Here is a 14,126-nt window from a genome sequence, read left to right as displayed (position 1 = left end):
GGTCCATCCACTTCGTCCGGGGTTACGCGGATTCATACCTGCGAGGGGCAGTCATGAAACGCGTGGGCTGCGCTTCGCAAGGGCCATTAGGGTGAGGTCATGCCAGCGAGCTATGCGTATCTCGGCCCCGAGGGCACCTTCACGGAGGTCGCCCTGCGCACGCTTCCGGAGACCGCCACCCGGCAGCTGATCCCCTATGTATCCGTGCAGTCCGCGCTCGACGCGGTGCGCGGCGGCGAGGCCGAGGCCGCGTTCGTGCCGATCGAGAACTCCGTCGAGGGCGGCATCACCACCACGCTTGACGAGCTGGTCGCGGGCGCGCCCCTGATGATCTACCGCGAGGTGCTGCTGTCGATCACCTTCGCGCTGCTGGTGCGGCCCGGCACCGAGCTGTCGGACATCAAGACGGTCTCCGCGCACCCGGCCGCGCAGCCGCAGGTGCGCAACTGGCTGAAGGCGAATCTCCCGGACGCCACCTGGGAGTCGGCCGCCTCGAACGCGGACGCCGCCCGGCTGGTCCAGGAGGGCCGCTACGACGCCGCCTTCGCCGGCGAGTTCGCGGCCGCCCGGTACGGCCTCACGGCCCTGGAGACCGGGATCCACGACGCCGAGAACGCCCAGACCCGGTTCGTGCTGGTGGGTCGGCCCGCTCGTCCCGCGGCGCCGACGGGCGCGGACAAGACGTCGATCGTGCTGTGGCAGCGCGACGACCACCCCGGAGGTCTGCGTGATCTGCTGGGCGAGTTCGCCACCCGCGGTATCAACCTCATGCTGCTGCAGTCCCGGCCGACCGGGACCGGCATCGGCAACTACTGCTTCTGCATCGATGCCGAGGGCCATATCTCCGACCGCCGGGTGGCGGACGCGCTGGCGGGTCTGAAGCGGATCTGCCGCGACGTACGGTTCCTCGGCTCGTACCCCCGCGCGGACGTGTCCGTGGCGGAGGTTCCGGCGCCCCTGACCGGGACCTCGGACGGGGAGTTCGCGGCGGCGGCGGACTGGGTGGCCCGCTGTCAGGACGGCCGGTTCTAAGCCGCTGCCGGGCGGGTCCAGGCTGGTCCTACCTGCATATCTGCGTTATCCACAGAAGTTATCCACAGGCCACCTTCTCGACCTGGGGACAAGTCGACACCGAAGCACCACTCAGTCGACAAATCGGCCTACGGCCCCCACAGGCGACTGGCAGCCCGTACGTCACCCTTCGTCCACCCGTTTCCTTGGATCAATCCTTTGAGTGACCCTTTTCCACCCGAAAGTGGGCGCGAGAGGGGTTTGGGCAAGGAATTCGCCGCACGTACGACGAGTCGTGGAGTGATCAATTCACCTGTCCACAGACCTTTCACACACCCTGTGGATAACTCACCCGGGGTGTGGGTTCCTGTGGACAACCCCGCGCCCAAGTCCGGCTCCGCACAAGGAATTCGAGTCAATGCGACGCCCGTCACATGCCCCGTCCCAGGGGGTGAGACGCTTTTCCTTGACACGTTGGGCAATTACCTCACGACGGAACGTAAGCCCCGATTCGAACGCGCGCGGCCCGGTTCCGCATAGTGAGTCGTGAGCCGCAACCGCGCACCGGTAGCCTTGACCGCGTGATTGACCTTCGCCTGCTCCGTGAGGACCCCGACCGTGTGCGCGCGTCCCAGCGCGCCCGTGGAGAGGACGTCGCGCTCGTCGACGCTCTCCTGTCTGCCGACGAGCGGCGCAGGTCGTCCGGCGTCCGCTTCGACGAGCTGCGTGCCGAGCAGAAGTCGCTCGGCAAGCTGATCCCCAAGGCCGCCGGGGACGAGAAGGCCGAGCTGCTGAAGAAGGCGAGCCAGCTGGCCGCCGATGTCAAGGTGGCCGACGCCGAGCGCGACGCCGCCGACACCGAGACCCAGGAGCTCCTGCAGCAGCTGGGCAACCTCGTGCACCCGGACGTGCCCGTGGGCGGCGAGGAGGACTTCGTCACCCTCGAGACCCACGGCACGATCCGCGACTTCGGCGCCGAGGGCTTCACGCCCAGGGACCACCTGGAGCTCGGCCAGCTCCTCGGCGCGATCGACGTCGAACGCGGCGCCAAGGTCTCCGGCTCCCGCTTCTACTTCCTGACCGGCGTCGGCGCCCTGCTGGAGCTGGCCCTGGTCAACGCGGCGATCGCGCAGGCCACGGCGGCCGGCTTCATCCCGATGCTGACCCCGGCCCTGGTCCGCCCCCAGTCGATGGCGGGCACCGGCTTCCTCGGCCAGGCGGCCCAGGACGTCTACCACCTCGACAAGGACGACCTGTACCTGGTCGGCACCTCCGAGGTCCCCCTCGCCGCCTACCACATGGACGAGATCATCGACGCCGAGCGCCTGCCGCTGCGGTACGCCGGCTTCTCCCCGTGCTTCCGCCGCGAGGCCGGCTCGCACGGCAAGGACACCAAGGGCATCTTCCGCGTCCACCAGTTCGACAAGGTCGAGATGTTCTCCTACGTCCACCCCGACGACTCGGAGGCCGAGCACCAGCGGCTGCTGGAGTGGGAGAAGCAGTGGCTGACCTCGCTGGAGCTGCCCTTCCGCGTCATCGACGTGGCCACCGGTGACCTCGGCGCATCGGCCGCCCGCAAGTTCGACTGCGAGGCGTGGATCCCGACGCAGGACAAGTACCGCGAGCTGACCTCGACCTCGGACTGCACCGAGTTCCAGTCCCGCAGGCTGTCGATCCGTCTCCGCGAGGGCAAGCAGGTCCGACCGCTGGCGACGCTCAACGGCACGCTCTGCGCGGTGCCGCGCACGATCGTGGCGATCCTGGAGAACCACCAGCAGGCCGACGGTTCCGTGCGCGTGCCCGAGGTGCTGCGCCCGTATCTCGGTGGCCGGGAGGTCCTGGAGCCGGTCGCCAAGTGAGCGCCGCGTCTCCCTCCGGGGGGTTCCCCTACAAGCTGATCGCGACCGACCTCGACGGAACGCTCCTGCGCTCCGACGAGTCGGTCTCGCAGCGCACCCGTGAAGCGCTCGCCGCGGCCACCGCGGCGGGCGCCGCGCACATCGTCGTCACCGGCCGCGGGGTCCCCTGGACCCGGCACATCCTCGACGACCTCGGCTACCAGGGCCTCGTGGTCTGCGGCCAGGGCGCGCAGGTGTACGACGTCGGCGAGCAGCGCCTGCTGACCTCGGTGACCCTGGACCGGCAGCTGGCCGGGGTGGCCCTGGCGAAGATCGAGGCGGAGGTCGGCCCGCTGTATCTGGCGGCGAGCAGGGACGGCCTGGACGGCGAGGTGCTGGTCGGCCCCGGCTACACGCTCACCGGCAGACTGCCCTCCACCCCTTTCACGGACGCGTCCGACCTCTGGACCGCCCCGCTGAACAAGATCTACATACAGCATCCGACGCTGACGGACGACGAGCTGGCGGAAGCCTCCCGCCGGGCCGCGGGCGGCTTCGTGACCGTCGCGATGGCGGGCGAGGGCATCGTGGAACTGCTCCCCCTCGGCCTCTCCAAGGCCACCGGCCTCTCCCTGGCGGCCCGCCGCCTGGGCGTGAAGGCAACCGACACGATCGCCTTCGGCGACATGCCCAACGACATCCCGATGTTCGCCTGGGCAGCCCGGGGCGTGGCCATGGCCAACGCCCACGAGGACCTGAAGACGGTCGCCGACGAGGTGACGTCCTCGAACGAGGAGGACGGAATCGCGGTGGTGGTGGAGCGACTGCTGGGCTAGTAGGCCATGTTGCGAAGGTTCCCGTCGTCCCGGCCGACAACCCGGCCAGGCCCCGGTGACAACGTCTTGCGGAGGATGCACGGATCGAACGTGCGCGGGGTGTGACCCCCGACCACGGTTTAGCAAACCGGTGCCTTGCCACTCGGCCAATCCTCCGGGTGGGCGGCCCACGCGAGAGCGACATCGCGTGCTCGAAGCGGCCGCCCCGGGCAGCTCCCCGTGCGACATGGGCTCCACGGAGGGGTAACTACTCCGAAGCCCGCCGCCGGCTGCCCTGTCGGGAGCTGGACGTACTGCCGTGCATGGGCATCGCCCCGCTCCTCTCCCAGCGTGTGGTGAACGACAACCACTGTGCCCGGGGGAGGAGTTGGGCGCCACCGAATAAAACGCCGCCGCTACCGGCGGCGCCACCTGCGGCGACGGGCCTTGCTGAAGAACCATCCGGCGGGCGGCTCGTCGGAGCGCCAGGGCTGCGGCTCGGGCTCCTCCGCCCGCCAGCGGGCGGTGAGCATCCTGGCCCGGGCGGACGGTTCGGACGTCTCGGCGGCCCGGATGAAGTCCTCGTCCAGGACGAGGTCGTCCCAGGCCTCGTCACCGGCCCGTCCGCGACCGTCGCTGACCGGTATGTCGTCCGCCATCCCCGTCCTCCTAGCCGTATCCGCTTTGCCCAGTGTGCCCGGACGGGAGTGAAGTCCCCGTCAAGACCGGTCTCCCTCGGGGCAGTCGCCGCCCGGGCGCCGGGAGGCGCCCGGAAGCCCCGCCTACTCCTCACCCGCCAGCGTCAGCGACCGCAGCTTCTGCCCCGCGTACCAGGTGGCCAGGACGGTCACCGCGACCAGGAACACCGTCGCCGTCGTCAGTCCGACGTCCGAGGTGACCAGGTCCCCGCCGGCCACCTTGTGGGCGACGGCCAGCGACCACTGCTGCACGCTGAGCGTGCGCGCTCCCGGCACCAGGGAGCCGAACAGCGCCTCCCAGACCAGCGCGTAGACGAGCCCGAAGACCACCGCGTGCCGGGACACCGTGCCCAGCAGCAGGAAGAGCGCCGCGTAGGCGATGGAGGAGACCAGGGCCGCGACCGTGTAGGCCACCGCGATCTGCTGGCCGTTGCCGTTGAGGATGAATCCGGCGATCAGCGTCGGCAGCGCCGAGAACACCATCGTGACCGCTATCGCCACGATCAGCTTGGTGAAGATGATCGTCGGCCGCTTCAGCGGCTTGGACAGCAGGTACACCACGGAGCCGTCGTCGATCTCCGGGCCGATCGCGCCGGTGCCGGCGATGACACCGATGATCGGCACCATCGTGGCCAGCGCGAGCCCGCCCAGCAGGTCGGAGGCGGTCTGGTCGTCAGCGCCGGCCAGGGCGCGCACGACCAGGGAGATCGCGACAAGCAGCAGGGGCAGGGCGCCCAGGATGAGGGCCCGACGGCGGCCGAGCAGGGCCCGGTAGGTGAGCCGGGCGACTGTGGGGTCATACATCGTGGGCCTCCTACGCCGCGACCAGATACGAGAAGACGGACTCGAGGGACTCGTCGGACGGCGAGACCGTCAGCAGCCGGATGCCGTGGTCCTTCGCGACCCTCGGCAGCAGGGCGGTGAAGCGGCCGAAGTCGACGGCCTGGATGCGCAGCGCGCCCTCGGCCAGGTCCACTTCGATGCCGGAGGTCGACGGGTCGGCGATCAGCGCGGCCGCGAGGGCGCGGTCGTCGCTGGAGCGCACCAGGTAGCGGTGCGGGCGGTCGGTCATCAGACGGCGGATCTTGCGGAAGTCACCGCTGGCCGCGTGCCGTCCGGCGACGACCACCTCGATGTGCCAGGCGAGCTGCTCGACCTCTTCGAGGATGTGGGAGGAGAACAGCACGGTGCGGCCCTCGTCGCCCATGCGCCGCAGCAGATCCATGAGCTGCATGCGCTGACGCGGGTCCATGCCGTTGAAGGGCTCGTCGAGCAGGAGCAGCGACGGCTCGTGGACGAGGGCGCTCGCCATCTTCACGCGCTGCCGCATGCCCTTGGAGTAGGTCGCGATCTTGCGGTCCTGGGCGTACTCCATCTCGACCGTGGCCAGGGCCCGTTGGGCGGCCTTGTCCCCGAGGCCGTGCAGTTCGGCGTTGGCGACGACGAATTCGCGGCCGGTGAGGAAGTCGTACATCGCCTCGCGCTCGGGGACGATGCCGATGTGCTTGTAGATCGCCTCGTTGCGCCAGACCTGCTGTCCGTCGAGGGTGACCGTGCCGGTGGAGGGAGCCAGGAAGCCGCCCATCATGTTGATCAGGGTGGACTTTCCGGCGCCGTTGGGGCCGAGCAGACCGGTGACGCCGGGGCCGATGGTCATGGTGATGTCGTTGACGGCGACCACGTTGCCGAACCAGCGGGAGACGTGGTCGATGGAGAGCGTGGTCACAGGCCCACCTTCCGGTAGCGGCGCGTCAGGAGTCCGTAGGCGGCGGCGATCAGGCCGAGCACGACGAGGATGTACACCACGCCCTCCCCGTTGGACGGGCCTATGCCGCCGGGGAACGCCGAGTCGGCGCCGAGGAACGCGGACTGCACTCCGTCGATGAGCGTGACCGGCGAGAACAGGCCGATCCACGGGATCGCGCTGCTGCTGTTCTGGGCCTCGGCGATGGCCTGGAGCGTGGAGACGGCGCCGTAGGAGATGGTCAGGACGGCGATGACGGCCGCGATGCCGAAGCCCCGGCGGGGGGTCACCGAGGCGATGACCAGGCCGATGCCGGCGAAGAGCAGTGAGAGCAGTGCCACGGAGACGAGTCCCTGAGCGAATCCCTTGGTCTGGTCGGCGAAGTCGAGCTTGGCCAGTAGCGCGCCGACGTAGAGCACGAGCAGGGGGGCGGCGGTGAGGATGAACAGCGCGGAGGCCAGCGCCGCGTACTTGGCGCGTACGTAGTCCGCGGTCTCGATGGGCCGCGAGAAGTACAGCGGGACGGTCTTGAAGCGCAGGTCGCGGGAGACGGACTGGGGCGCCTGCGAGGCGACGTACAGGCTGATGACGGCCTGCATGACGATCGCGTAGCGCGTGTAGTCCAGGGGCAGCTCCTTGGCCTTCGTGGCGACGGCGACGGCGACCATGATGGCCGCGGGCACGCACATCACCACGAACAGCAGCATCGGCAGCACCTTGGACTTCACCGAGCGGCCGAGGCCGTAGGCGCCGCGCAGGGACTGCGAGTACAGGGAGCGGCGGGCGTAGGCGCGGCCGAGGCGGGGGCCGTCGTAGCTGCGGTAGCCGATGTTGTGGATGCGGGTCTGGTCGCCCGAGGGGGCGGTGACCGGGTGCTCAACTGCCATGGCCGACAGCCTCCTTCCGCTGCTCGTCGCTGTCCTTGAAGACCTCGGAGATGTGGTGCCGGCGCTGTTCCATGCGGACCAGGCCGAGGCCGAGGTCGGCGACCACGTCCCGGACGACGTCGTACGTCTCCTCGCCCTGCGCGGTCAGCAGCAGGATGTGGCCGGCGCCCGGCAGGCCGCTGCCGGAGTCCAGGACGTCCAGCCCGCGCGCGTGGAGCGCCTCGCGGACCGCACGGGTGCCGTCCGGGTGGGTGTCGGTGTCGGTGACCTCGATCGCCAGGGTGGTCGTGGTCTGGGTGAAGTCGGTGGTGGAGCTGGAGCGCAGAAGCTTGCCGCCGTCGACGACCACGACGTGGTCGCAGGTGCGCTCCAGTTCGCCCAGGAGGTGGGAGGTGACCAGGACCGAGATGCCGAAGTCGGTGTGGATGCGGCGGATCAGGCCGAGCATCTCGTCGCGGCCGACCGGGTCGAGGCCGTTGGTCGGCTCGTCGAGGAAGACCAGCTGCGGGTCGTGCACCAGGGCCTGGGCAAGCTTGACGCGCTGCTTCATGCCCGTGGAGTAGCCGCCTATGGGGCGGTAGCGCTCCTCGTACAGCCCGACGTGGCGCAGGGTGTCCGCGGTGCGCTCGCGGGCGGCGGTGGGCGGCAGGCCGGACATGCGGGCCATGTGCACGACGAACTCGGTGGCCGAGACGTCGGGCGGCAGGCAGTCGTGTTCCGGCATGTAGCCCACCCGCTCGCGGATGGCGGCACCCTTGGAGGCCACGTCGAGGCCGAGCACCTCGGCGCGGCCCTCCGTGGCGGGCGAGAGACCCAGCAGGATCTTGATGAGCGTGGACTTGCCGGCGCCGTTGGCACCGACGAGTCCGGTCACACCGGGTCCGATGTCCACGGACAGCCGGTCGAGCGCGGTCACCCTGGGGAACCGCTTGCTCAGGCTTTCGGTCGCGATCACAGTCACAACATCGAATGTAGTGACGCACGCCACGGAAATCGTCAGACCTCAGAGCCGTCTTCGCATCAGACCTCAGATGTACGGGCCCGTAGGGGATGCCATGCCTGAGAGTTACGGGAGGGCTCCGCTCCGGGGCCGCATCCACCCTATTGACGCTTTCTCTAACAAGTGCCAGATTCTGCGGAGTCGGATTACGGACACGTACCGCAGTCGGAGGGCGAGTGACGACTCTGGAGGGCGCGCGCGAGCGGTGGGTGCGCACCGGGGGGATGGAGCTGTGCGTGGCCGAGCTGGGGGATCCCGGGCGGCCGACGGTCGTGCTGGTGCACGGCTACCCGGACAGCAAGGAGGTGTGGTCGGAGGTCGCGGTCCGGCTGGCCGACCGCTTCCACGTGGTGCTGTACGACGTGCGGGGCCACGGCCGTTCCACCGCGCCGAAGCCGCTGCGGGGCGGGTTCACCCTGGAGAAGCTGACGGACGACTTCCTGGCGGTCGCGGACGCGGTCAGCCCGGACCGGCCGGTGCACCTGGTGGGGCACGACTGGGGTTCGGTGCAGTCCTGGGAGTTCGTCACCGTCGAGCGGACCAAGGGCCGGATCGCGTCCTTCACATCGATGTCCGGTCCGTCCCTCGACCACCTCGGCCACTGGATCAACAACCGTCTGAGCAGGCCGACTCCGCGGCGGGTCGGTCAACTCCTCGGCCAGGGAGCCAAATCCTGGTACGTCTACTTGCTGCACACGCCCGCCCTGCCCGAACTCGCCTGGCACGGCCCGCTCGGCAAGCGCTGGCCGGACCTGCTGCGGCGGATCGAGAAGGTGACCGGCGACGGCTATCCGACGCCCTCGCTGCCGTCGGACGCGGCCAACGGCGCCTGGCTGTACCGGGACAACGTACGGATCCGACTGCGCCGCCCACGCCCCGACGCGCACGCCCACGTGCCCGTGCAGCTCATCACACCCGTGGGCGACAGGTTCCTGTCGGAGCGGCTCGGCGACGAACTGGAGGATTGGGTCCCGGAGTTGACCCGGCGCACGCTCGCCGCCAAGCACTGGATTCCGCGCACGCGTCCCGACCGGCTCGCCTCCTGGATCACGGAGTTCGTCACGTCGATCGAGGACAGCGGACGGCCGCGGCCAACGGCCACCGGGCACTACGCGGACCTTTTCGGCGGGCAGTTGGTGCTGGTCACCGGCGCGGGCAGCGGTATCGGACGGGCCACGGCGCTCGCGTTCGCCGAGGCGGGGGCACGAGTGATCGCCGTCGACCGGGACGCGGAGGGCGCGGCCCGCACCGCGGAGCGGGCCCGGCTGATCGGCGCGCCCGAGGCCTGGGCCGAGACCGTGGACGTCTCCGACGAACAGGAGATGGAGAAACTCGCCGCGAAGGTGCACGCCGAGCACGGGGTGTTGGACGTGCTGGTGAACAACGCCGGTATCGGGCTGTCCGGTTCGTTCTTCGACACGACGTCGGACGACTGGCGCCGGGTCCTGGACGTGAACCTGTGGGGAGTCATCCACGGGTGCCGGCTCTTCGGACGGCGGATGGCCGAGCGAGGCCAGGGCGGCCACATCGTCAACACCGCTTCCGCGGCTGCCTTTCTGCCCTCCCGGGCGCTGCCCGCTTACAGCACCTCCAAGGCGGCCGTCCTGATGCTGAGCGAGTGCCTGCGGGCCGAACTGGCCGGTCGGGACATCGGTGTTACGGCGATCTGCCCCGGCCTGGTGAACACCAACATCACCGCCACGGCGTCCTTCGTGGGCGTCGACGCGGTGGAGGAGAAGCGTCGCCAGGAGCGCTCCACGCGCGCCTACGGGGTGCGCAACTATCCGCCGGAGAAGGTGGCCCGGGCCATTCTGCGTGCCGTGGCCCGCAACGAGGCGGTCGTGCCGGTGACGCCGGAGGCGCGCGGAGCCCGTGCTCTGTCGCGTTTCGCACCAAAGGCGTTGCGGGCGGTCGCCCGGCTGCGACCGCCGTTGTGAGGAGACTTGGGAAGCTTCCCCTCAAGTCAGCCTCCTGACAGGCGCCCTTGGGGAAAGCCCTGGGAGACACAGCCCTGTTGTCCACAGAAACGCCAACTTCCCTGTGGATAACTGTTGTTGGTTGTGGATCAAACCTCGGGCGTAAAAGAAAATGCGTGATCCACGTCTCTCCCGTCATCCTGAGAGGATGGACGAAAGACGCACCGTGAAGGTGTCGAAGTACCTCTCGAAACACCTCCGCCATCAGCCCGAGCGCATCGGACTCACCCTCGACGAGGCCGGCTGGGTCGAGATCGACGAGCTGATCGCGGCATGCGCCGCGCACGGTTTCCGCTTCACCCGGGACGAGCTGGACCACGTCGTCGCCGCCAACGACAAGAAGCGCTTCGCCATCGAAGGCACCCGGATCCGCGCCAGCCAGGGTCACAGCATCGATGTCGACCTCGGGCTGCCCCCGGCGACCCCACCGCCGTACCTCTACCACGGCACCGTGGCCCGCTCCGTGGACGCGATCCGCGCCGAGGGACTGCGGCCCATGAACCGGCATGATGTGCACCTCTCGGCGGACCGGGAGACCGCCACCCGTGTAGGCGCCCGCCGGGGCCGCCCGGTCGTCCTCTCCGTGGACGCCGGAGCCATGCACCGCGACGGCCATGTCTTCCATGTCAGTGCCAACGGGGTGTGGCTGACGAAGGCGGTACCGCCGCGATACCTGGGGTTCCCCGAGAAGCACTGACCCTGCATGATCGGTGGTATGGACCACCTCCCCACCACCGAAGCCGCCGTCACCGCCCTCCGCGCGATCGCCGACGCGTACGCCCTCGAGATCGAGGTAACCCACGACATCGGCGCCGACCGGACTTCCCGCCGCACCGCTGCGGGCGTCGGCGTCACCGCCGACCCGGACGGCTCGCTGCCCCACGAGGCCTACGTCGAGCTGGGCGGCCGCCCCCAGGTGAGCGTGCGGCTCTACCCTGACGACGACGCCCTGATCACCGTCGACGGCGTGGAATGCCCCGACGTGGACCGAGACGACGTCCCCGCTTTCCTCCACGCACTCTACGAGGGACGCGCCTGGGTCAAGGCGCGCCGCTTCCCTCCGGGCAACACGCTGATGGTGCCGCTGCCGGGTGACCGGGTGCACAAGGAGTTCATCCTGGTCGGCCTCAGCCCGTGGCTGGCCGGACGCGCACGGTGACCGTTTCACGTGAAACACGGTGAGGCGCATACGCTCGACGACATGAGTCTGCGCCTGAGCACCGTGATCCTCCCGTACCGCCGCTGGAACGAAGGGGGTCGTTCGGCCTGGACCCGTGCGGAGCAGCTCGGCTTCCACACCGCCTACACCTACGACCATCTGTCCTGGCGCAGCTTCCGCGACGGACCCTGGTTCGGTGCGATCCCGACACTCACCGCCGCCGCGGCCGTCACCGACCAGCTGCGCCTGGGCACCCTGGTGACCTCGCCGAACTTCCGGCACCCGGTGACCCTCGCCAAGGACCTGATCTCCCTGGACGACGTCTCCGGCGGCCGGGTGACCCTGGGCATCGGCGCGGGCGGCACCGGCTTCGACGCCACCGCCCTCGGTCAGGAGCCATGGACCCCGCGTGAGCGGGCCGACCGGTTCGCCGAGTTCGTGCCCCTGCTCGACCGGCTGCTCACGGAGGACTCCGTGTCGTACGAGGGCGACCATTACTCGGCGCACGAGGCGCGCAACATCCCCGGCTGTGTCCAGCGGCCCCGGCTGCCCTTCGCCGTCGCGGCGACCGGACCCCGCGGACTGCGGCTCGCCGCCCGCCACGGGCAGGCGTGGGTGACCACCGGAGACCCCAAGCTGTACGAGAACGGCACCCCTGAACAGTCGGTTCAGGCCATTCGAGGTCAGGTCGAGAAGCTCACCGACGTCTGTGCCGCCCAGGGGCGGAACGTGAACGAGCTCGACAGGATCCTGCTCACCGGGTTCACCCCCGATCGCGGCCGTCCGCTGGAGTCCCTGGACGCCTTCGTCGACTTCGCGGGCCGCCACCAAGACCTCGGCTTCACGGAGTTGGTGATCCACTGGCCCATCCCTGACTCCGACTTCGCCGCGGACGAGAAGGTCTTCGAACAGATCGCCATGGAGGCAGTGGCCCAACTCGGCTGACAGCACCAGCCATGAGGGACACCCCCGTGCGTCATGTGTGCGGACTCTCGCCCGACCGTGCGGGCATATGCGCGAGAATGACCCGGTGACCTCAGCGACTCGACAGCCCGAGACCCCGGCCGCCGCTCTCCCGCCCCGGCTGATCGCCACCGATCTGGACGGCACTCTGCTGCGCGACGACAAGTCGGTGTCACCTCGCACGGTCGCCGCCCTCGCGGCCGCCGAGGAGGCAGGCATCGAGGTCTTCTTCGTCACCGGCCGCCCGGCCCGCTGGATGGACGTCGTCAGCGAACACGTTCACGGGCACGGCCTGGCGATCTGCGGCAACGGCGCCGCCGTGGTCGATCTGCACGGCGGCCCCGGCTCCCACCGGTTCGTGAAGGTGCGCGAACTCGAGCGGGAGAACGCGTTGGACGCCGTACGGCTGCTGCGCGACGCGGCGCCCGGCACGATGTACGCGATCGAGCAGACCTACGGCTTCTACCAGGAGCCTGAGTACCCGAAGATGCACATGGAGGTCCCCGACGACCTCGCGTCCGCCGAGGAACTGCTGGCCCCCGACGGCCCCGGTTCAGCCGAGCCGGTGCTGAAGATCCTCGCCTTCCACCCCACGCTCGACCCCGACGCCTTCCTCACCCTGGCACGCCTGGCCATCGGTGAGCGCGCCAACGTCACCCGGTCCAGCCCCAGCGCCCTGCTGGAGATCAGCGGTCCCGACGTCTCCAAGGCCAGCACGCTGGCCCTGTGCTGCGCGGAGCGCGGTATCTCGCACGAGGAGGTCGTCGCGTTCGGGGACATGCCCAACGACGTCGAGATGCTGACCTGGGCGGGACGGTCGTACGCGATGGGCAACGCGCACCCGGACGTGATCGCCGCGGCCTCGGGGCAGACGGTCGCCAACAACGAGGACGGGGTCGCCGTCGTCATCGAGCGGCTGATCGCCGAGCGGCGCCGGCCCGAAGGTCTGTCCTAGGCGACGGGCACCCCGCGTGCCGCCAGCCACGGCACCGGATCGACCGCCGACCCCGGCTCCGGAGTGACCCGAACCTCGAAGTGCAGATGCGGACCGGTGGAGTTGCCGGATGTGCCCGACTGGCCGATCCACTGCCCGGGCGTCACGCTGTCGCCCTGGTCGACCGTGACAGCCGCGAGATGGGCGTACTGGGTGCAGTAGCCGTCGGCGTGCTGGAGCACGATCTCCATGCCGAACGCGCCCCCGCACGACACCCGCACCACACGCCCCGCGGCGACCGCCCGCACGGGCGTCCCGATCGGCACCGCGAAGTCCTGTCCGGTGTGCCGGTTCGCCCAGCGCTCGCCACCGCTGCCGAAGCCCGCCGACAGGGTGTACGTCTCGACGGGCGTGACCCAGTCACCCGTGATCTGCGGCCGCGGCTGGTCGAGCCGCACGGCACCCTGGCACGCGCCCGCGGCGACCGCGGCGTCCGCCTGCCCCTGCAACTGCCACCGCGCCTCTTCGAGCTTGTCCTCGATGTCCCGCTTCAACGCGGCGAGTTCGGCCTTGCGCCGCTCGACCGCCTGCCAGGCCTCTACGGCCCTCGCCTCGTCGGCGGCCAGCCGCGCCTCGGCCCTGCGGCTCCTGCCGATCGCGTTGTCCACGACCAGATTCGCCTTCGAGAAAAGGTGCTGACCGCGCATCAGCTCGTCCGGGCTGCCCGCCAACATCATCTGGGCCGCGACCGGCAGTCCGCCCCCGCCCCGGTACTGGGCACGGGCGATACGGCCCAGGTCCTCCCGCAGCACGGCGATCTCCTGGCGTTCGCGGCCCAGCAGTTCCTCCAGCCGCAGGACCTCGCCCTGCTGCGCCTCCGCCTCACGCCGGCCCGCCTCGTACTGGCGGGTGGCCACCGCCGCGTCGTCGTTCAGCCGCAGCACCTGGGTGCCGAGCCCCTCGCCGGTGCCGTCGCCGGGCTCCCCGTCCGCGGACGTGGGCCGGGCCGCGAGCACCGCGGCCCCACAGAGCAGGACCGCGACGAGCCGGGTACGGCGGCGAAATGAGCGCATGTCAGCGATCGTGGCGGACAGCGCGGCA

General features: G+C 70.0%; 14 protein-coding genes and 1 tRNA gene. 8 read left to right on the top strand and 7 right to left on the bottom strand.

Annotated features, from left to right (window positions below; translation table 11 throughout):
• The first annotated feature begins 99 nt into the window (after window positions 1-99).
• The 3 genes from pheA to ACIBVL_RS13360 all read left to right on the top strand — a co-directional run bounded on the left by pheA (window position 100) and on the right by ACIBVL_RS13360 (window position 3,685).
• Window positions 100-1,032 carry a prephenate dehydratase gene (pheA, locus tag ACIBVL_RS13370; RefSeq protein WP_399096685.1) on the top strand — a complete coding sequence of 311 codons (933 nt, stop codon included), beginning with the start codon at window positions 100-102 and terminating at the stop codon, window positions 1,030-1,032.
• A 560-nt stretch (window positions 1,033-1,592) separates the two neighbouring features.
• Window positions 1,593-2,870 (top strand): serine--tRNA ligase, encoded by a 1,278-nt coding sequence (gene serS, locus ACIBVL_RS13365; RefSeq protein WP_399096682.1) that lies wholly within the window; start codon window positions 1,593-1,595, stop codon window positions 2,868-2,870.
• Window positions 2,867-3,685 (top strand): HAD family hydrolase, encoded by an 819-nt coding sequence (locus ACIBVL_RS13360; protein ID WP_399096679.1) that lies wholly within the window; start codon window positions 2,867-2,869, stop codon window positions 3,683-3,685. Before serS ends, ACIBVL_RS13360 begins: the two co-directional genes overlap by 4 nt.
• A 69-nt stretch (window positions 3,686-3,754) precedes the next feature.
• Here the strand turns inward: ACIBVL_RS13360 and ACIBVL_RS13355 are convergent.
• From ACIBVL_RS13355 to ACIBVL_RS13330, 6 genes are all read right to left on the bottom strand, one after another.
• Window positions 3,755-3,841 (bottom strand) — tRNA-Ser (locus ACIBVL_RS13355).
• Between the two features lie 239 nt (window positions 3,842-4,080).
• Window positions 4,081-4,323: a hypothetical protein gene (locus tag ACIBVL_RS13350; RefSeq protein ID WP_399096676.1), complete on the bottom strand. Its 243-nt coding sequence runs from the start codon at window positions 4,321-4,323 to the stop codon at window positions 4,081-4,083.
• Between the two features lie 123 nt (window positions 4,324-4,446).
• On the bottom strand, window positions 4,447-5,166 hold the full coding sequence (locus tag ACIBVL_RS13345) for an ABC transporter permease subunit (RefSeq protein WP_399096673.1): 720 nt from the start codon (window positions 5,164-5,166) through the stop codon (window positions 4,447-4,449).
• A gap of 10 nt (window positions 5,167-5,176) precedes the next feature.
• On the bottom strand, window positions 5,177-6,088 hold the full coding sequence (locus tag ACIBVL_RS13340; RefSeq protein ID WP_399096670.1) for an ABC transporter ATP-binding protein: 912 nt from the start codon (window positions 6,086-6,088) through the stop codon (window positions 5,177-5,179).
• Window positions 6,085-6,993, bottom strand: coding sequence for an ABC transporter permease (locus ACIBVL_RS13335; RefSeq protein ID WP_399096667.1), 909 nt, complete (start codon window positions 6,991-6,993; stop codon window positions 6,085-6,087). The genes ACIBVL_RS13340 and ACIBVL_RS13335 overlap by 4 nt, the downstream gene beginning before the upstream one ends.
• On the bottom strand, window positions 6,983-7,948 hold the full coding sequence (locus tag ACIBVL_RS13330; RefSeq protein ID WP_399097232.1) for an ABC transporter ATP-binding protein: 966 nt from the start codon (window positions 7,946-7,948) through the stop codon (window positions 6,983-6,985). The genes ACIBVL_RS13335 and ACIBVL_RS13330 overlap by 11 nt, the downstream gene beginning before the upstream one ends.
• 221 nt (window positions 7,949-8,169) lie before the next feature.
• On the opposite strand from ACIBVL_RS13330, the gene ACIBVL_RS13325 reads away from it, so the two are divergent.
• The 5 genes from ACIBVL_RS13325 to ACIBVL_RS13305 all read left to right on the top strand — a co-directional run bounded on the left by ACIBVL_RS13325 (window position 8,170) and on the right by ACIBVL_RS13305 (window position 13,046).
• Window positions 8,170-9,930 (top strand): SDR family oxidoreductase, encoded by a 1,761-nt coding sequence (locus ACIBVL_RS13325; protein ID WP_399096664.1) that lies wholly within the window; start codon window positions 8,170-8,172, stop codon window positions 9,928-9,930.
• 187 nt (window positions 9,931-10,117) lie between these two features.
• Window positions 10,118-10,666: an RNA 2'-phosphotransferase gene (locus ACIBVL_RS13320; RefSeq protein WP_399096661.1), complete on the top strand. Its 549-nt coding sequence runs from the start codon at window positions 10,118-10,120 to the stop codon at window positions 10,664-10,666.
• Window positions 10,667-10,684: 18 nt separating this feature from the next.
• Window positions 10,685-11,128: a hypothetical protein gene (locus ACIBVL_RS13315; protein ID WP_399096659.1), complete on the top strand. Its 444-nt coding sequence runs from the start codon at window positions 10,685-10,687 to the stop codon at window positions 11,126-11,128.
• Window positions 11,129-11,170: 42 nt separating this feature from the next.
• On the top strand, window positions 11,171-12,073 hold the full coding sequence (locus tag ACIBVL_RS13310) for an LLM class flavin-dependent oxidoreductase (RefSeq protein ID WP_399096656.1): 903 nt from the start codon (window positions 11,171-11,173) through the stop codon (window positions 12,071-12,073).
• 67 nt (window positions 12,074-12,140) lie between these two features.
• Window positions 12,141-13,046 (top strand): Cof-type HAD-IIB family hydrolase, encoded by a 906-nt coding sequence (locus tag ACIBVL_RS13305; RefSeq protein ID WP_399096653.1) that lies wholly within the window; start codon window positions 12,141-12,143, stop codon window positions 13,044-13,046.
• Here ACIBVL_RS13305 and ACIBVL_RS13300 read toward each other — a convergent pair.
• Window positions 13,043-14,098, bottom strand: a complete 1,056-nt coding sequence (locus ACIBVL_RS13300) for a peptidoglycan DD-metalloendopeptidase family protein (protein ID WP_399096650.1) — start codon at window positions 14,096-14,098, stop codon at window positions 13,043-13,045. The genes ACIBVL_RS13305 and ACIBVL_RS13300 overlap by 4 nt on opposite strands.
• Window positions 14,099-14,126: the final 28 nt, after the last annotated feature.

It is taken from the genome of Streptomyces sp. NPDC049687 (assembly GCF_044465285.1).
Classification (GTDB): domain Bacteria; phylum Actinomycetota; class Actinomycetes; order Streptomycetales; family Streptomycetaceae; genus Streptomyces.
The sequence above is the reverse complement of the archived record's forward strand: the minus strand, read 5'-3'. Positions and strand labels throughout refer to the sequence as shown.